This is a genomic window from Aeribacillus sp. FSL W8-0870 (genome assembly GCF_037963755.1).
Lineage (GTDB): Bacteria > Bacillota > Bacilli > Bacillales > Aeribacillaceae > Aeribacillus > Aeribacillus composti.
Map to the genome: position 1 here is coordinate 3,453,443 of NZ_CP150165.1, position 18,079 is coordinate 3,471,521.

15 protein-coding genes and 2 pseudogenes are annotated in these 18,079 nt (G+C 40.3%); 4 read left to right on the forward strand and 13 right to left on the reverse strand.

Annotation, left to right across the window (positions count from 1 at the left end; all coding sequences use genetic code 11):
* Window positions 1-778: 778 nt before the first annotated feature.
* The 6 genes and pseudogenes from NSU02_RS16785 to NSU02_RS16810 all read right to left on the reverse strand — a co-directional run bounded on the left by NSU02_RS16785 (window position 779) and on the right by NSU02_RS16810 (window position 7,665).
* Entirely contained in the window at window positions 779-1,075 is a 297-nt protein-coding gene (locus NSU02_RS16785; protein WP_066249497.1) for a WXG100 family type VII secretion target, read from the reverse strand.
* A gap of 634 nt (window positions 1,076-1,709) precedes the next feature.
* On the reverse strand, window positions 1,710-3,635 hold the full coding sequence (locus tag NSU02_RS16790; protein WP_339193346.1) for an LPXTG cell wall anchor domain-containing protein: 1,926 nt from the start codon (window positions 3,633-3,635) through the stop codon (window positions 1,710-1,712).
* Between the two features lie 267 nt (window positions 3,636-3,902).
* Window positions 3,903-4,304: a hypothetical protein gene (locus NSU02_RS16795; RefSeq protein WP_066247764.1), complete on the reverse strand. Its 402-nt coding sequence runs from the start codon at window positions 4,302-4,304 to the stop codon at window positions 3,903-3,905.
* A 468-nt stretch (window positions 4,305-4,772) separates the two neighbouring features.
* Window positions 4,773-6,049, reverse strand: a pseudogene (locus tag NSU02_RS16800) (IS110 family transposase).
* 607 nt (window positions 6,050-6,656) lie between these two features.
* The gene (locus NSU02_RS16805) at window positions 6,657-7,199 is read right to left on the reverse strand and encodes a hypothetical protein (protein ID WP_130158894.1); all 543 of its coding nucleotides are present in this window, start codon (window positions 7,197-7,199) and stop codon (window positions 6,657-6,659) included.
* Between the two features lie 79 nt (window positions 7,200-7,278).
* Window positions 7,279-7,665: a hypothetical protein gene (locus NSU02_RS16810; RefSeq protein ID WP_339193347.1), complete on the reverse strand. Its 387-nt coding sequence runs from the start codon at window positions 7,663-7,665 to the stop codon at window positions 7,279-7,281.
* A gap of 236 nt (window positions 7,666-7,901) precedes the next feature.
* Between NSU02_RS16810 and NSU02_RS16815 the strand changes: the two are divergent.
* The 3 genes and pseudogenes from NSU02_RS16815 to NSU02_RS16825 form a co-directional block, all read left to right on the forward strand.
* Window positions 7,902-8,607, forward strand: a pseudogene (locus tag NSU02_RS16815) (transposase); the annotation flags it as partial.
* A gap of 204 nt (window positions 8,608-8,811) precedes the next feature.
* Window positions 8,812-9,168, forward strand: a complete 357-nt coding sequence (locus NSU02_RS16820) for a cupin domain-containing protein (RefSeq protein WP_339193348.1) — start codon at window positions 8,812-8,814, stop codon at window positions 9,166-9,168.
* Window positions 9,169-9,399: a hypothetical protein gene (locus tag NSU02_RS16825; RefSeq protein ID WP_339193349.1), complete on the forward strand. Its 231-nt coding sequence runs from the start codon at window positions 9,169-9,171 to the stop codon at window positions 9,397-9,399.
* Between the two features lie 132 nt (window positions 9,400-9,531).
* On the opposite strand, the gene NSU02_RS16830 is transcribed toward NSU02_RS16825, so the two are convergent.
* The 7 genes from NSU02_RS16830 to NSU02_RS16860 form a co-directional block, all read right to left on the reverse strand.
* On the reverse strand, window positions 9,532-9,927 hold the full coding sequence (locus NSU02_RS16830) for an HI0074 family nucleotidyltransferase substrate-binding subunit (protein ID WP_063389150.1): 396 nt from the start codon (window positions 9,925-9,927) through the stop codon (window positions 9,532-9,534).
* Window positions 9,915-10,226 carry a nucleotidyltransferase domain-containing protein gene (locus NSU02_RS16835; RefSeq protein WP_130158900.1) on the reverse strand — a complete coding sequence of 104 codons (312 nt, stop codon included), beginning with the start codon at window positions 10,224-10,226 and terminating at the stop codon, window positions 9,915-9,917. The genes NSU02_RS16830 and NSU02_RS16835 overlap by 13 nt, the downstream gene beginning before the upstream one ends.
* A gap of 806 nt (window positions 10,227-11,032) precedes the next feature.
* Window positions 11,033-12,421, reverse strand: coding sequence for a 23S rRNA (uracil(1939)-C(5))-methyltransferase RlmD (gene rlmD, locus NSU02_RS16840; protein WP_339193350.1), 1,389 nt, complete (start codon window positions 12,419-12,421; stop codon window positions 11,033-11,035).
* A complete protein-coding gene (locus NSU02_RS16845; RefSeq protein ID WP_327847645.1) occupies window positions 12,418-13,308 on the reverse strand; it encodes a DNA-3-methyladenine glycosylase in 891 nt (296 codons plus the stop codon). Before NSU02_RS16845 ends, rlmD begins: the two co-directional genes overlap by 4 nt.
* 59 nt (window positions 13,309-13,367) lie before the next feature.
* Window positions 13,368-14,165 carry a delta-lactam-biosynthetic de-N-acetylase gene (gene pdaA, locus NSU02_RS16850; protein WP_327856984.1) on the reverse strand — a complete coding sequence of 266 codons (798 nt, stop codon included), beginning with the start codon at window positions 14,163-14,165 and terminating at the stop codon, window positions 13,368-13,370.
* A 123-nt stretch (window positions 14,166-14,288) separates the two neighbouring features.
* Window positions 14,289-15,833: a fumarate hydratase gene (locus NSU02_RS16855; protein ID WP_327863747.1), complete on the reverse strand. Its 1,545-nt coding sequence runs from the start codon at window positions 15,831-15,833 to the stop codon at window positions 14,289-14,291.
* Between the two features lie 147 nt (window positions 15,834-15,980).
* A complete protein-coding gene (locus tag NSU02_RS16860) occupies window positions 15,981-17,144 on the reverse strand; it encodes a pyridoxal phosphate-dependent aminotransferase (protein ID WP_339193351.1) in 1,164 nt (387 codons plus the stop codon).
* Between the two features lie 87 nt (window positions 17,145-17,231).
* On the opposite strand from NSU02_RS16860, the gene NSU02_RS16865 reads away from it, so the two are divergent.
* The gene (locus NSU02_RS16865; RefSeq protein ID WP_311066503.1) at window positions 17,232-18,014 is read left to right on the forward strand and encodes a carbon-nitrogen family hydrolase; all 783 of its coding nucleotides are present in this window, start codon (window positions 17,232-17,234) and stop codon (window positions 18,012-18,014) included.
* Window positions 18,015-18,079 lie beyond the last annotated feature (65 nt).

Genomic DNA, 18,079 nt, shown 5'->3' on the forward strand with positions numbered 1-18,079 from the left:
TTTCCTTGCACATCCATTCCGAAAATATTTATGTATTATCGAGTAGGAGGGAGCGATTAACTCCCGTCCTCTCACACCACCGTACGTACGGTTCCGTATACGGCGGTTCAATTAAGATAATTGACGCAAGTCTTTATAACTTCCGTGAATAGCTGTTCTCTTTATGCCAGTGGTCACTCCACCCTCCAAGAGATCTCCCACGGGATTCACCGCTTCCTCCCTCAAGTGAGGTACTACGTTTTCTGTGTTCATCATGACTCACTGAATGCCAAGGGCTATTCTCTCTTAATTGTTCGGTCCTTCTTAGTTGTTCTAGACCAACTAATACTATGACCTCTGCTGACTTCTGACTGTTCAGCTATCTATCACTAGATAGGTTACCAAGGTTACTTGGCGTGCCAGCCAGACCTCCCCGGGTAAGAGTGTAATCTTTCCTTCCATCCATCTGCTTCATTTACTCTGTATCACCTTCGGCAGAAAGGGCTTTGTTTTGTCTTGCAAACTCACCCAGTGATACCTAGCCTCATATGAAGTTCGTGTTCCTCAGACCGGAAGTTTGCCGCTCGCTTCCTTCAGATTCCGCGTCACCACGGACACCCTTGCGTTAAGCTAACTGCTACTTCTGCCTTCGCAGCTCGGGACTTTCACCCTATAGATTACACCCATGCCGGGCGCACAAGAAAAAAGCCACACAACATCGTCGCGTGGCTTTTTTGACAACACGGAAGTCGTCCAACCATCTAAGCCTGGTATTAGACATGAAGTCAACGCGGATTGATTATTGAAGCCCAAAATTGCGTGATAGCTGCTCATCATGTTGAGCTACTGCTTCCGCTGTTCTATTCAATTGCGTATTAATATCATGCATAAGCTGGGCAAAGTTTTGCACCTTCGGTTTTAGTTGATTAAATTGATCATCAAATCCTTGGAAAGCACGGCCTTCCCACTCAGCACGAAGTTCATTTTGTAAATTTGTTAAATCTCTTAAAATTTGCTCAATTTGCAAACCAGCTTGCCCATAACGCTGAGCCTTCGCTTTTAGCTCCTCTGGGGTCATTCGAATTTGTCCTGCCAAAATATCCATCTCCTTCAAAATAGTTTTGTGGCATTCGTTTCTTTAAATAATATCGAATGCTTAATAAATATTTTCCTATAAATGTATTTATCAATAGTTGGAAAAACAGTCAAACGCCCGATGAAAGATGTCAAATTTCACACAGTACTTTTTGCCCAAAATTATCTCGAACCTATGATTTTTTCTAAAAACAATTGATGGCATACAATTCCATTTAACCAGTAATTCGGAATTCTAAAATTGGTTATTTGTGGTTTTTATGTTACATTTTATGGTGCATATAACTTATTTTTTGTAAAAAAATCTAGGTAATGGAAATTGTTTATATTGCGCTTTCATAATTGAGGATTTTTTGTTAGGAGGATGCCGATTGTAGTTAAAAATGCTGTCTTTTTTTGAAATTTTGATAACCCTAAGGACCTGTTCTTTGATGCAAACGCGGAAAAGTATGCTTACAACAGTTAATCCCGTATAACATCTAATACCCTTGCCTATATTGGCAAGAAAAAAGGAAGCAATTACCTCTAAATAAGACAATTACTTCCGGGATTTTTCTTCATTTCTACTTTTTTTGGACTAGACCATTGCAAGGAGAGGCTATCAATTTTTTGTATCTTCACTTGGCATTCTCTTTTTAGTTATATTTTTTTCTTACAACAGCAAAACATATACTCCCCATTCCAAGTAAAATAATGCCAATCAGTAGGAAATTAAATTGATTGGTAGCTGTATTTGGCAATTTTTTACCTTCTAGTTCCTTCTTTTCTTCTGCTAACTGTTCAGATTTTGTTGGTTGTCCGATTTTTTCTTCCGGCTGTTCAGGTTCTGCTGGTTGCTCAGGATCTTCTCCCGGCTGTTCAGGCTCTGCTGGTTGCTCAGGATTTTCTCCCGGCTGTTCAGGCTCTGCTGGTTGTTCAGGATTTTCTCCCGGCTGTTCAGGTTCTGCTGGTTGCTCAGGATCTTCTCCCGGCTGTTCAGGTTCTGCTGGTTGCTCAGGATCTTCTCCCGGCTGTTCAGGTTCTGCTGGTTGCTCAGGATTTCCTCCCGGCTGTTCAGGCTCTGCTAACAATTCGGCTGTGATAAGCGCAAAATATACAGAGTAAGCAGCAGTTTCCCCATTATTTGAAATCTCTATAGTATACGGTATGGATGGATCAATATCTTTAAAAATATGTGAAGAATCAGCTGCTATTTCCTCACCCGTTTCTTGATTTTGTAAGCTAACTTCGACATTAGCTTCCGGAATGATTTGTAAGCTTAATTGACCATTTTCATCAACAATTAAATGGCTTTTTTCAACAAAATTCGCAAAATCCGCTCCAAAATCTGCTAAACTGAGAACATATGTGCCTGCATCATAGTGTTTCGTTTTTAGAATATTTGTTACTGCTTCTTTCAATGCTTGCGTAGCAGATAAAATTTCCACTCTTGTTGCGGCTAATTTGTTACTAACCTTCTCAGCTTCATTAAGTGACGTTTGAAAAGTATTCACATGCTCCCCATCAGCTTCCAATTTACTTGGATCGATTTTCTTTGCAAGTTCAACGAAATCTTTTAAGTCTTCTTGGATATTGACATTAAAGTTTAAATATACTTCTTTTTCCACACCATCCGTATTATATTTCACATAAGAAATGCCTTTCCAAACATCGTCTCCAGCATCCTTGTGCCTAATGTTTATTTGATAAATATTAGTATCATTTTTCGCTTCTACAAAATACACTTTAGACATAGCACTTGAAAAACCGCCATTTGCAGTATCTGCGGCTTTATAAATTTGTAAAGTTTCTTTTGGTAAATGAACAGGAATATTAGCAACAGTTTGATATGTTCCAAATTGCTTTAATACTGCTGTTGTTTCTTCGCCGAAATCACCTGCATGCTCGGACAGTTCTGCATCATCACCAATAGAGTTTAAAACTCTAAATCTTAAAGGCTCTATCTTAAAGAATTGATCCCTCTTTACAGAATCCATTGCAAATTTTAGACTTTCTATTGCTGCATCAACCTCTGTTTGTGTAGCATTTGGATTATTATAAACGTTTTCAGCGTTGGCAAGCCTTCTTTGAATTTCGGGGACAGCATAGCCATGTTCTCCTTCAGAATAAACATATGGAATCAAAGTCCCTCTAGGATGCACTGTATTAAAGAGGTGTCTTGCCTCCTCAAGCACTTTTTCCAATTCAGATTTATCCGTTTCAACATCAATCGGTAGAGTACTTGTATCTAATTGTAATTGAACATTGTACCAATTATCATATATGCCACCAGGCATACCAGGGACATTTTCCATATGCACATGCATTAAAATATCTAAAGCTTTTGTTACATCCTCCATTTTATAACGAATCACATAATTCCCATTATCTTTTCGTTCTGGCTGAACTTGCTGATACCCATCCATACCAGATATGTTATCACCTGAAATAACAGCCTTTGGCTTACCTGGCAGTCGATAACCAATATAAGGTAAATAATCTTTGTTTACTGCTGTAATTTCATGCTCAAATATTATCGTATCATCTTCTATAATCAATCTTCCTGAATTAGCAACATACAAATAACCATGAGCTGCTGATGTTTCCGCAGTTCCATCTTTTAAATAACGATAATCAACTCCTTCATATGTCCATTTACTAATCCTGCCCCTTCCGCATGAACATTATGAAATATTGGAAGGATAGGTGATAAAGTCAACAGGAATATTGCAATACCTATCCATAATAACCTACTTTTCCTCTTCAAGCTGATCTCTCCCTAATCACAAAATTTTTCCAATGGAGAGTGAATGGAAAAACCCCGCCACTCTCCAAATATTCTGAAAATATCAAAGCCATTGAATAAATAGAGGAATATATCCACTATGCGGACCAGCGTTTACATATAATTGAACAGCTAAATTTACATCGAAATCATAGACGTCAAAAGTAAATTGAACATTTCCATCCGCATCAACTGTCCGATTGGCGGAAACATAATCACTGCCATCCCATACTAATAAATCACCAATATAACTAGCATCCTTCAATGTAATAGTTGCAGAATTACCATCGATAACGGCATCACCAACAATAAACGAACTCGCGTGACTAGAATAATTCCCATTAGAATCTAAAAACTGATAATTTAATGTTGCGGCAGATACAGATACAGCAATCGCTATGGATAGCAATAATACACTTATGAACATCGCAACAGTTCTTTTATAGCTTAGATTAGTTTGAATCATTCTCTACCATTCTCCTTCATTTCTTGGTATTACATCCATTCTCATAAACCCTGCCATTACTTATTAAATCAATTGCGTTTACTTACTCCTCCCTCCCTCTATAAATGTTGATATATCAACGGTTGTAGCCGTTTCAGGGGTGTCAAAAAAATATTTTTCGACAAAGTTCCTAACATTATTTCTTAAATATGTGTATATCTTACATTGACTGGGTACGCTTCGCGGCCACTACTGGTTAAATTTGGTTGTAGTGGGGGAAGCGTATGGGATGCACCGTGGATCTCTGCATCGCTGATGATGACGAACCCTCCCATGTCTCTTGGCATCCTTGCGCCTACATTCCTTCGTTCGGTCTAGTCATCAGGCAGAGGCCGGCTAAGCTCCTTTAGGGACTCAAGGTCGAATGGATGATATCGCGCCAGCTTCTCCGTGTCATCCTTGTTGTCTAGAGAATCGAGACTATAGGCATCAAGCAGCCGTTTCGAGGCCAAAGATGTCCTGCATCATTCGCTTCGCATCGAACGCTTGGTGCTTCGTACATACAGCGTGCAATACCTTCAATAATTTTCCGCATAACACCACAATCGATTGCTTCTTCCGCAACGGATTATCAGGACGTGTCGTGTAATAGTCGTGCAGCTGCCGAAACGCTTCGTTGTGGCGGATCATCGGCATCATCACGCGGAAGAGGAGGGCGCGCAACCGCCTTCTTCCACGCTTGGAGATCCGTTTTTGCCCTTTGTGTTGGCCGGAGGAGTTTTCCCGTAAGGTCAGTCCCGCAAGTTTCAATAATTGGCGCGGATCCTGATAGTGGGAAAAACTCCCGATTTCCGATAACAGTTCCACGATCGTCGCATCCCCTAAGCCCGGAACAGTTTTGAGCCATTCGTATTCCACGGATGTTTGCACAAGTTCTGTCAGTTGCTCATTCAGTGCCTCGATTTCTTTCTCCAATTGGCGGTACCGGCGGACAAGTGTGGCGATTTCGATACGGGCCATCTGTTGTCCTTCCGTTACGCCAATGGAGTGTTGGGCCAGTTCCATCAGCTTCTTCGCTTTCGGCTTTTGTGGCGATTGTAATCCCTCACTTTGCCGGTAAAGGGCCAGCACCTCTTCCAGCTCTTTTCCTGCCAGATCACTCGGAAATGGCGTATATTCCAGCACCGCGAGCGCCATTTTCCCAAATGACGGGAAGACTTGGGAAAACTCCGGAAAATATCGATCAAGCCAGCGAATCATTTGATTTCGAATCGCTCCCCGTTCTTCCACCAATTTGGAGCGAATGTCGCTCCAACGCGCAGTTCGGCCTCCATCCCTTTCAGAATGCGCGGATAGCTGAATCGGCCGTCTTTCACTAACCGGGCAATGACGAGCGCGTCTTTCGCATCATGCTTGGTTGGAAGGTTATCGTCCAGCTCTTTGGAGCGCTTCACGTGCATCGGGTTTGTCATGACGAGAGGAATGCCCTTCTCGTCAAGAAAGTAAGCGAGATTGAGCCAATAATGTCCCGTTGGCTCGATGCCAACGATCACCTCGGTTTTTCCAAATTCCTTCATGGCTTCCACGATGCACTGGTACAACCATTCCAATCCTTCTCTCGATTGCAGAACGGGAAACGGCTTTTTTAACACCCTTCCTCGCTCATCCACAAAGCAGGCATAATGTTTTTTCTTTGCGATATCCATCCCAACAACCAGCGTTTGATCGGTGACTTGATTAATCTTCTTGTTTGAGATAGAATTCATGTATAGTCCTCCTTGGTATCCAAATTAGGGGTCAATTCGTGCGATTGACACCCCCGAATCATACCAAGAGGGCTTTTTTTATTCAAGTCCCCGAAAAAACTTCTAACAGGAATGCTCCTTTATGTTTTTATATGCCAGGGCATTTAATGGAAACGATAATCATTCTCAATATATGACGTAAAAAAACACCATTGATTATGATTGTGGTTCAATAATGATAATCATTATCAATGATGCGCGAAAAAAATGCCCTGCATAATGAGTGGCATCTTGATGTAGTAAATAAAATGTTTGCCTATCAAGTATAATTTTACCATTTACATGTATAATTGTCAACTTTTTTTGTATTGGTATGTCAACACTAAACTAGACAATTTTTTTGAGGTGTTTCTCTTTGTACTCCACCGGACTTAAATACTCAAGTGTTCCATTACACTTAAAAAACCCTGGAGATCCATTGTATGCAAGGATTTCAGGGTTTTTCCATTCTTCTGATGATACATAAAATCATGTATTATTTTGGGAGCGATGTCTTTTTGGATAGATTTTTTCAAAACCTTACTTTTATGCTGTTGTCTTTTGGAAAGAGAAGAAACACTTCCTGCCTTCATCCTTTGATCTTTTCGTATTCTTCCAAAGCGTTTGAATATAGGCTTTCTTTTGAGAAAACAAGATTCGACTGCCGGCAAAACCCGATAAACTTGACAAAATTTTTGCGGACTGCCTCCTTTAATTTTTCCGCTGGTATTGTAAATGTATCCGCCGGTCCTTGTTTTCTCTTTTGTAATGTAATTACATAATTGCCGGCTTCTTTTTTGATTATGGCATTCCCATCGGCATTATCAAGGAAGCATATTTCAAATTCTTTATCTTCTTCCTCTCTTAAAATTCTTGCCAAATCCAGCCACGTTGTTAACAAACATTCGGTTTCCGTTCTTTCCTCCGTGAAAACAGGCTTTCCATCATAACTTAAAAATATATAGCCTGCCAGGTAATCCAAGTTATTCTCTTCCAATATTTTCTTGGCGGCAATCCCGGCCAGAGGGTCATCAATCGACAAAAATTTAGTCTTTTTTACCGTATAATATTCCTCAAGTTCATGGCTGTAATTATATACGAAAGTTTTTATCATAACGTCATTTTCAATCATACCTGTTCACCTCATTTTCTCGGAAATGCTGTAGATACATAGCCATTAGAATTTATTCTTACTTCATATGTTACTCCCCTTATTTTTTTGTAACATTTACTCCTCGTTTTTTCTTAAGTGCAGAACTTATTTTTGATTTATTAGAATTTATAACATTTGCTACTATATTTTTAATATCATTAACTGTAAAATCCGGATCAAAAAAGTCTTTATTCTTTTTTCCAGTCCAATATCTTGGATGGTGATTCTTCAGGATATGTTCCATCTTGGCTTTTGTAAAAATTACTTTTTTTCCACCACCAACGTTATAAGAAACGTTCCTAAATGTTTTCACTGCGTTTTTTGCTGCACTGCTTGACTTTTTCAGGAAAGTCTTTTTTCCAATTTGTAAAACGGTTTTACTACCTATTTTTTTAATAGTATATCTTAAAACAGCACCTCCGAGTAAGTAAACAAAATACGGCACAGCAGAAGCCTGTAATTAGTAGTGTTATATTCGTATTGTTCACCTGTCTTTAGATCGGTGAATATTGCAATAAAAGAATCCCTTCAGACTCAAGAACACTCACATTGAATTTATTTTCTTGAAAAACCCCATCTTCTTCCGCTTCACTTGAAATTTATATTTTTTCAAACTGTACTTGAGCAAATTTACTAACATAAATTTACAAATAAACATAAAAAGAGACATGAACCGATTCCTTGGTTAGAATAGATGTGCTATCAAACTACCCAAACAAGGAGGTTCATGTCTCTCGTATAGATACGATTAGCACATCATCAAGAAATTTACAATACATGATTTTCTCTCGGATTAAAACGTTATTATTCCAAGTCTGTGATGAACCATCTCGTCCACCTCATAGATGGAATGCTCACAAAAGGATGTTCTGGTACTCTGACGGATCTCCATCAGTTGAGTTACCATCCGAAACACCGAACGACGTTTGAGTCATTTCCGATACCCACCTCGTGACCGTGGGAGGCGAAACGTATCGAATGTATCGCTACGAAGGGGCATTGAACGACATTCCAAATGCGGTGGTATTTTTTTGTTGGAAAACCGATCAACCGATGACGAGCGAGCATTTGCGTTGTTTTTTAAGTACAGACACAAAAACTGAGCGATTAGGCTATTCTTGAATACTATGCGAAACGCTGGTCGATCGAAAGCTACTTTCGGCAAACGAAAGAAACATTAGGTTTCGATCGATATCGAATCCGACATGAGCGAGCCATTAAACGATTTTGGGCCATCGTACAATTTACGTATATCTATTGCATGACAGAACATTCAAGTGATTTTTCAACCGGTCTTGCGAGTGTGAGATCGAGAAAAATTCACAATCTCATTGAGTTTATTTATTACGAAGCCCAACGAGGAATGCTACTAGATTCCATTAAAAAAACCAGTTACGAGTGGCATAAGGGGATCTTTGTTTGCTTTTTGAAGATAATAATAAGTGTATCAGAGCAACTCCTACTGGACGAGATTTTTGCATTCGTCCCTTTTTTCATATTCGAAGAAAGAAGTTTAAACTGAGAAACAGGCGCCAAAAACAAAAGAAACATTAGAACTATCAAAAAAGAGGGGGGAAAACTTTGTCAATTCGTGAAGGAAATAAGCGAACAAATTAAGAAATCGCCCGAAAAGACGACAAGGCAATATTTTGTCGGCCAATTATCACGCCCGCAAACACTTCCATTTATAGAAGGCGACAAACTGGAAATCGGAATCACTTCATACGGTGATTTTAAGGGTGAATTGCCGCATTACCACACGCAAGCTTATGAATATCAATACATTATCAGCGGAAAAACGGAATATTTAGATGTGGAAACAGGAGAACTGTACACCTTTCAAAAAGGCGATTTCTATGTAACTACCCCAGGCATTAAATATGCTCAACGGTCACAACCCGGCACAGTTATTTTTTTATTAAAGCGCCCCCGGGGAATGATAAAGTGAATGTGGAACCGATGGCTGAAATCGGGAATTGGCTTAATCAAAAAACAAAATAAAGCAAAAACCGGATCCTTATTGTCAGCCGATCCTTCAGACCCGACCGGTAAAGCCGTTTTTCCGCTTTTCTCCCGAATACCGTCGATACCGATGAAGCAAATTTCATTTACACAAGTCAATACCGAATGCATGTATTCGGTATTGACGATAAACAATCGATTGTTTGAGAAAAAATAGGGAAAATCTGTTCAATATAAAACGATGTTCATAATTCTTTCCAGGCGTAGAAAATTGAGTGGGCGAACTGCAAATGCCAATCTTAAAAAACAACGATACATCGTTAACGGAATTTTACTCTTCCAACTATATTTAATATTCTCTCTTCTCTATACGGATAATCCAGTTATAGAGAAGTTGATAATATTTATGGAGATTGCCAAAAATTTCAACAGCTAGCTCTTCATTGTATGTATGAACTGTCAAATTCCGATCATCTACCATTTTTAATGCAATGATCGTTTCCTCATCAGATAAAATTCCAATTTCCCTGCTTGAACGAATTACTCCTTTAGGTGAACCGACATCAATTCCTTCTTTATCATATAAAAATTGTTTTACTGCTTTCCAACAAGCTTCAAAACTAAACTCAAATCGCTGAATAGCTGCATCCCGTTCAACTTCCGTTGGATTCTCTAGGAGCAAAACCTCTTGGAAAGCACGAAGAGCTTTTAAAGCAAGTTGAATACGTTCCTTTAACCGTTCCATAAAATTCCTTCCTTTTTCACTTTTTCTTTCATAGCCTGATCGGCTTTAGATAAATCGACAAGATCTACTCTGTACGGTAATGGCGATTCCTCTATTCGTTCACGAAGTTCCACCCACTTAGAAATCGGAATAGCTGAATCTGCAGAAAGAGCGATGTCAATATCGGATGTCCTCTTTTCCTCTTTACGAGCCCACGAACCAAACAGATAGACTTTTACTGATTGATCATGTAATGTTTCAACAATTATTTTTTTCAAAAACGACAGTATCTGTTCCCGATCAGCCGAATTTAAATCCATTTTTTATCAAACCCTTTTTTGAATTTGAAAATGATTATACCATAAAATGTATCATAAACGTGTCCAATTTTTAGACTAACATCAAAATTCCACAAGATCTAATGTTTAATAAATTAAGAAAGGATGATAATTTTGGAAGATAATTTAGAGTACTGTCCATTTTGTGGGAGCTGTCTACAAGGAGATCCCATCCCCAAGGAAAAACAACATCATTACAATGCGACACACTTTAGTCGAAAAATCGGGATATCTAGTTTAGAGGAAGACCGTGTAGTAAGGTGGCAATGCCCGGATTGTAAAGGAGAATGGGATCGCACATAACCTTGTAATTCTACAAAGTTATTACCAGACCTTTGTTTCTCTGTGAAAAACTAATGCTCCAAATATGTTCTAAGCTCTTATTTGTTTTGGAACACCTATATTAAAACAAAGACTTGCAATTATTGCATTTTTCGACTACTTAATATTCAGTGTTCCAAAGTTCCATTAATTAAGTACCCAACTATTAATAACTTTTTCGATTTCCATCATAAAATTATATAGCACTATGCAAAAATTTTAGGAACAAGGGAACAACTCGCGCTAAAGCCTTATTTATAGCGCATTTTGGTTGTTCCATTTGTTCCGGTTTTTTTAGAACAGATTCAAAAATCTATTTCACGGAAAAAATAAATTCATTGTATCGGGCAAGTCTGGATGGATTATTCCTTCTTTGATTTGTTTCGAACTAATCGGATCTGTCAGTTGTATTATCCATTAGGAAAAGCCCGTTTCATTGATTTTCAGAAACGCGCTTTTTCGAATATTTATTTTTTTATAAGCAACGCGCAGCACTCCACATGCGCCGTGTGCGGGAACATGTCGACGGGCTGGATGTATTCGACTTTGTACAAGCTGGAAAGAAATTGAATGTCTTTTGCCAGGGTGGACGGATTGCATGAGACGTAAACGAATCGTTTTGGCTTCACTTTTTTGATTGTTTTGAGAAACGCTCGGTCGCAGCCGGTGCGGGGAGGGTCGACGACGACAACATCTGGGCGCCAGCCTTCTTTTGCCCATTTTGGCATCCATGTTTCTGCTTTGCCTGTGACATATGTTGCATTTTTGATCCCGTGTTTTTCGGCGTTTTTTTTCGCGTCGCGGATGGATTCTTCAATGACATCCATTCCTCTGATTTCTGCTGCATCCTTTGCCAGCCACAAGCCGATCGTGCCGACGCCGCAATAGGCATCTACGATTTTTTCGCTTCCTGTTAAACCTGCTGCTTTTTTGACTTCGTCATAAAGTTTGACCGTTTGCACCGGGTTAAGCTGGAAAAAAGCGCGGGCGGATAGTTCAAAGGAAAGATCGCCCAATGTTTCTTGGATGACTTCTTCACCTTTTAACAAAACCGTTTTGTCGCCGAAAATCAGCGATGTTTTGCTTCCATTTATATTTTGCATGACTGATTTTACTTCCGGCGCGCGCTTCATGATCTCCGCTGCAATCAGTTCTTTTCGCGGCAATTCTTCCGCTTTTGTAATGAGGACGACTTGCACATGGTTCGTTTGAACGCCGGCGCGTACAACGATTGTGCGAACGATGCCCGTCCGTTTTCGCTCATGGTAAATCGGAATGTGAAAATCCTCCAGTACTTGTTTTACCGTTTGGGTAATTTTATCTGTCAGCGGGTGCTGGACCATGCAAGAGTGAATTGGAACAAGCTTGTGTGAATTCGCACCATACAGGCCCGCTATCACTTGCTGTTTTTCATTTCCGAGCTGAAATTGACTTTTATTGCGGTAATGCCAAGGGTCGTCCATACCGATTGTCGGACGGATGTCGAGGGTGTCAACCTCTAGGTTCGTATGGCGCTCAAGCGCTTGAATGACAATGTCCCGTTTGGCAGCAAGCTGCTGTTCATATTGCAAATGCTGCAATTGGCAGCCTCCGCATCGGTCATAATAGATGCAGGGCGGTTTCACACGATGAGGGGATTTTTTCCGTATTTTTTTAATAACGGCTTCTGCATAATTTGGTTGGATATTCTCTGCTTGAACGACCACTTCTTCCCCGGGCAAAGCTCCCGGGACAAAGACGACTTGTTTCTTAAAATACCCGACACCTTCTCCGTTAATGCCAAGCCGCTTAATGGTCAGCGGAAATTGCTGTCCCTTTTGAATCGTCACAGATGCCGGTCTATTTTTTATCTTCATTTCGCTTCTCCCCGTCTCTTTTCGATGCTTCGCCATAAATAAAAAGCTGCATAGCTTAAATAAGGAGCCCACTCGCGGCTGTAGTTTTCCATTTCTTCTTTTGTCGGTTTCTTTTCCAGTTGAAAATAATGCTTGATAGCATTTTGCAAGCCGATATCAGCAGCAGGAAACAGATTCGGCCTGCCTAGCCCAAATAAAAGAAAATTTTGCACCGTCCACGGGCCGATGCCGCGCACTTGAACCAATTTTTTCATAATGTCATCATCGCTCCATTCATGGAAGGCCTGAAGCGGCAGTGCTCCTTCTGCAATCAGTCTGGAGGTATCAATAACATATTCCGCTTTTCTCATGCTGAATTTCAGCGCCCGCAAATCCTCATAATTCAATTTGGCTACTGTTTCCGGTTTTGGATAAAACCATACATTATCTACTTTAAACCCAAAAGTTTGCACAAAAGCGGTCGTCAACTGATAGGCAAATGATAAATTTAATTGCTGATGAATAATGCATTTCATTAAACAAGCATACGGATGAAAATCTAGCACGAGCGGCGTCCCTTCATGCTCTTGAAAAAGCGGAGCAAGGTTGGTTTGCAGGAAATGATCTTGAATGGTTTTAAGCGAATTCTTCCATTGAAATATGCGTGTCAGCTCATGGATGGCTCGTTCTTTTTGTTCATCCTGTTCCCCTGATATTTCAAATACTGGGTTTTCCTTCGATCCGATTGCTTTTACAGCGGCAACAAAAGGTTCTTCTTTTTCACTATAAAGAGGAACAAGGACGGTTCGCTTGTGCACGTCCACCTTGTTCAACGGATCAAGTGAAAGGCGCTCTAACACGCGGTCGAAGTCATACGGCGGCGCCGCTTTTATCGTCACATTCCACATGTTTTTACCGACCTTTATCGTATTTTTTCGGAGCTATTATATCACATAATCCGCTTCTATTAATAAAGAAATGGACTTTCAAACATTTTCTCCATCACTAGATCGTCTAAGCTTTTAAAAGTATAGCCTTGCTGTTTTAAAGTTTTAATCGCTTCATCAAGCGCATCAGCGTTGTCTTTTGATACGGTGTGCAGCAAAATGATCGCGCCCGGATGAATTTGATTGATAATGTTGTCGTATGCATATCGCCAGCCTTTTTGTTCATTCACCTTCCAGTCGACAAATGCAAGCGACCAAAAAATATTGCGATAACCGTATTTTTCGGACAATGCAAGTGTGCGTTCGCTAAAAATGCCCCTTGGCGGTCTCACATATACTGTTCCTTCTTGGCCTGTAAGCTCCTTTACTTTGTCGCTGACGGCATCAAGCTCCTTCTTTATTTTATCAGCACTTATTGTCGTCATATCAGGGTGACTCCATGAATGATTGCCAACAATATGCCCTTCTTTCACCATTCTCTTTACAAGATCAGGGGCTGTTTTTAAATAATGGCCTGTTACAAAAAACGTCGCATGTACATCGTGCTTTTTCAGTACGTCCAAAATTTTCGATGTATAGCCGTTTTCATAGCCATTATCAAACGTTAAATAAATCTCTTTTTTGCTGGGATCTCCTAAATAAAACGCTCCATATTTATTTAAAAGTTCATTCCATTCTTTCCCGGCATCAGGAGGCTGATGATTATTGTTTTTTTGAAAACCCCAATGAATCGGGTGATTGCTGACAGCAGCAGAGGCGCAGCTAAAAAAAGAAAAAAATAACAAGACAGAGCAATATAAAATCCGGAAATAATTCAAGCTGTGAATCTCCTTTCCATTATTTTTACTATTAGTCTTTATCCGTTTTTAGGAATTATGCTCCATCTTGATTTCAAAAAAATACCATAGCCAATCATCTGGCTATGGCATTGAGTTTAATATTTAGCTAAATACCGGCTCTTTAAATTGAGAAAGCTTTTCTAATGACGATTTTTCAATGTCTTCATGCAGGCTGTTGCCGTGTGAATCCATTGTGACAACGGCCGTGAAGTCTTTTACGCGCAAATGCCACATAGCTTCTGGAATTCCAAACTCCAGCAAGTCAACACCTTCAACCGCTTCGATGCAATCCGCATAATATTGAGCAGCACCGCCAATCGCATTCAAGTATACTCCGCCATGCTCTTTTAAAGCTTGCAGCGTTTTTTGCCCCATGCCGCCTTTGCCCATTACCGCACGGATGCCAAATTTTTTCATAATATCCCCTTGATAAGGCTCTTCGCGAATGGAAGTGGTCGGCCCGGCCGCTTTCACTTCCCAATTACCGTTTTCATCTTTTAACATGACAGGTCCGCAGTGGTAAATAATTTGACCGTTTAAATCAACCGGCGCATCATGATCCATTAAATATTTATGGATGGCATCCCTTCCTGTGTAAATGATTCCGTTGATGCGAACAACGTCGCCGACTTTCAGCTCGCGGATTTGTTCTTCTGTAATTGGCGCTTGCAGCGTGATGACACGTCTTTCAGAGTCCGTTGATGCTGCATGTTCTTCTTGTGCAGCATTTTCTTGAAAATCAACATCTTCTCCATCTTGATAAAGCCATTTTATGATTTCACCCGTATTTGGATCGATATGCACACCTAAACGGCGGAATGCCCAGCAGTTGTATGCGACAGAAACAAAAAAGCTTGCAGGAATTCTGTGCATTGCGCCGACTTTGCAGCCTAATAAAGTGGTTTCCCCGCCAAATCCCATCGTTCCGATGCCAAGCTTGTTTGCATTTTCCATAATATATTCTTCCAATTGGCGCAATTCTTCGTTAGGATTTACGTCATCGACTTCGCGGAATAATTGTTCTTTCGCTAAATCGTACCCCGCTGAACGGTCTCCGCCAATTCCAACTCCAATGAATCCTGCGCTGCATCCTTGGCCCTGTGCTTGATATACCGCATGCAAAATACATTTGCGGATTCCATCCAAATCTCTGCCGGCTCTTCCCAATCCTTCTAGTTCGCACGGCAGGCTGTATTGAATATTTTTGTTTTCGCAGCCGCCGCCTTTTAATATTAAGCGAACATCCATATAATCTTTTTCCCATTGTTCAAATTTTACGACTGGAAGCCCTTCGCCCAAGTTATCGCCGGAATTTTCTCCAGTGAGTGAATCGACCGAGTTCGGGCGAAGCTTCCCGTCCTTCGTCGCTTGAGCGATCGCTTTTTTTATTGTTTCCTTTATTTGAATTTGATTGATACCGACTGGCACTTTAATTTTAAATGTCGGCAATCCGGTATCTTGGCAGATCGGCGATACATTTTCATCTGCCATTTTAATATTTTCGGTTATCGTGGCAAGCGACATCGCAGCTCTTGTACCAGCATTTTCACGCTGCTTCGCCTTCAAAATAGCGCGGCGGACATCCTTCGGCAATTTTGTAGACGTTTCCACAATTAATTGATACATACTCTCATATAATTTTTCCATCCCGCTTATCCCCCTTACATTCAGTCAAAAAACTCCCACTTAACACAATTTTTATTATACTTCTTTTAATTTTGATTGGAAAGGCATTCACGTGCTGATCATTTTTTTAGGGGGATAAGGAGAGTGTTTCAACATTCATTGCAGCAGTTAAAAAAGGTTCAGCTTGCGAATTCTATCAACCGCTTCTAAAAGCCTGCTCTCATCAACTAATAAACCAACGCGTATGTATCCTTCTCCATATTGCCCGAAGCCGTTTCCTGGCGCAACGGCGACATCTGCTTTTTCAAGCAAATAATCGGCAAACTCTTCGCTAGTAAATCCTTTCGGAACAGGGAGCCAGGCAAAAAATGATCCTTTCGGAGCTTGGGCGTTCCAGCCAATTTGCCGAATAGCATTGATAAACGTATTTCGCCGTTTTTCATAAAGGGAGACAAGCTCCTCTACACACGACTGATCGCCTGTTAATGCGGCAGCTGCTGCTAATTGTATTGCTGGAAAAAGGCTGCAATATAAGTGATCTTGAATAAGATTAATACTTTCAATGATATTCTGGTTCCCTACAGCAAATCCAACGCGCCAGCCGGCCATATTGTAGGTTTTCGACAATGTGTACATTTCAATGCCGATGTCCTTAGCTCCTTCCGCTTCAAGAAGGCTGGTCGGTTTTTTGCCGTCAAAGCCGATCGCACCGTACGCAAAATCATGGACAACGGAAATTCGATGCTTTTTTGCAAACGTAACCGTTTCCTCAAAAAACTTAAGATCGGCCGTTGCTCCTGTCGGATTGTTCGGGTAGTTTAAATACATCAATTTTGCCGCTTCTTTATCCTCCAACGAAATGGCGTTGTAATCAGGTAAAAACTGATTTTCTGCCAACAGCGGGAACGTTTTAAATTGAGCCCCGGCTAAAACAACGCCTGATAAATAGTCTGGATAACCCGGGTCGGGCAATAGCATTAGATCTCCTTCATTTAATAGGCACATCGGCAATTCAACAAGTCCAGTTTTCGTACCGAATAAAATCGCCACTTCTTTTTCTGGATCTATATCGACTCCGTATTGTTTCTTATAATATTCACTAGCCGCATGTTTTAGCTCGATCAGACCTGAAAATGGTGAATATTTATGTGTTTTCGGGTCTTCTGCTGCGGTTTGCAGCGCTTTGACGATATGCGGGGGAGTCGGCTGGTCAGGATTTCCTTGTCCTAAATTAATAATATCTCTTCCTTCGGCTACAGCGTTATTCACTTTTTTCACAAGGGCAGAGAAAAATTGTGTTGGAAGCTTTTTTAAACGTTCTGAAATCTCCACTCTAATCCACCTTTTTTTATAAAAATAGTTGAAATTATCATAAAAATTCTATAGTCTTTATATAAAAATGTCTAGGGGCTGAAAATCATGAAAGTTGCTTGTATACAAATGAATATCATTTTAGGCGAACCGGACCAAAACTATGAAATCGCTCAAAAAAATATAATAGAAGCAGCAAGCCATCAAGCGGATACAATTGTTTTGCCTGAAATGTGGAATACAGGATACGCCCTTGATCAGCTTGATGAGCTTGCAGACAAAAATGGAGAAAAAACAATTGAGCTGCTGACATCCCTTGCTAAAACATATCATGTCAATATTGTCGGCGGTTCAGTTGCAACGAAAAAAAACGGACAATTTTTTAATACCATGTACGTTGTCGACCGATTCGGAAATATCACCGCTGAATACGACAAAGCCCATCTGTTTAAATTGATGGATGAGCATAAATTTATGAGTGCCGGTCAAAAAGTAAATATATTTGAGCTGGACGGCATCACTTGCGGTGGTGTTATTTGTTATGATTTGCGTTTTCCGGAATGGATTCGCACCCATGCATTAAAAGGTGCAAACATTATGTTCATTCCTGCCGAATGGCCGAAAAAGCGAATTGACCATTGGCAATTGCTTCTCCAAGCACGGGCAATTGAAAATCAAATGTTTGTTGTAGCAGTAAACCGGGTCGGAGCGGATCAAAATAATGAATTTAATGGACACTCAATGGTCATTGCCCCTTGGGGCGAGCTTCTTGTTCATGATCAAACAGATGCAGGAATTTTTTACGCCCAACTGGATCTTCAAGAAATTGACCGTGTAAGAAAAACCATTCCTATTTTTCAAGACAGACGTCCGGAATTATATTTCGAATAAAATTTTACACCCCTTAAAAGAATGTGAAAGCATTCCCTTTTAAGGGGTTTTTGTATGAAAAGGCA

Bases quoted from the DNA above. Each gene is read 5' to 3' on its own strand.
- NSU02_RS16805 (WP_130158894.1), bottom strand. From the start codon at position 7,199: ATGATTGAAAATGACGTTATGATAAAAACTTTCGTATATAATTACAGC.
- NSU02_RS16835 (WP_130158900.1), bottom strand. From the start codon at position 10,226: ATGGATTTAAATTCGGCTGATCGGGAACAGATACTGTCGTTTTTGAAA.
- NSU02_RS16830 (WP_063389150.1), bottom strand. From the start codon at position 9,927: ATGGAACGGTTAAAGGAACGTATTCAACTTGCTTTAAAAGCTCTTCGT.
- NSU02_RS16845 (WP_327847645.1), bottom strand. From the start codon at position 13,308: ATGTGGAATGTGACGATAAAAGCGGCGCCGCCGTATGACTTCGACCGC.
- NSU02_RS16795 (WP_066247764.1), bottom strand. From the start codon at position 4,304: ATGATTCAAACTAATCTAAGCTATAAAAGAACTGTTGCGATGTTCATA.
- rlmD (WP_339193350.1), bottom strand. From the start codon at position 12,421: ATGAAGATAAAAAATAGACCGGCATCTGTGACGATTCAAAAGGGACAG.
- NSU02_RS16865 (WP_311066503.1), top strand. From the start codon at position 17,232: ATGAAAGTTGCTTGTATACAAATGAATATCATTTTAGGCGAACCGGAC.
- NSU02_RS16855 (WP_327863747.1), bottom strand. From the start codon at position 15,833: ATGGAAAAATTATATGAGAGTATGTATCAATTAATTGTGGAAACGTCT.
- NSU02_RS16825 (WP_339193349.1), top strand. From the start codon at position 9,169: ATGTGGAACCGATGGCTGAAATCGGGAATTGGCTTAATCAAAAAACAA.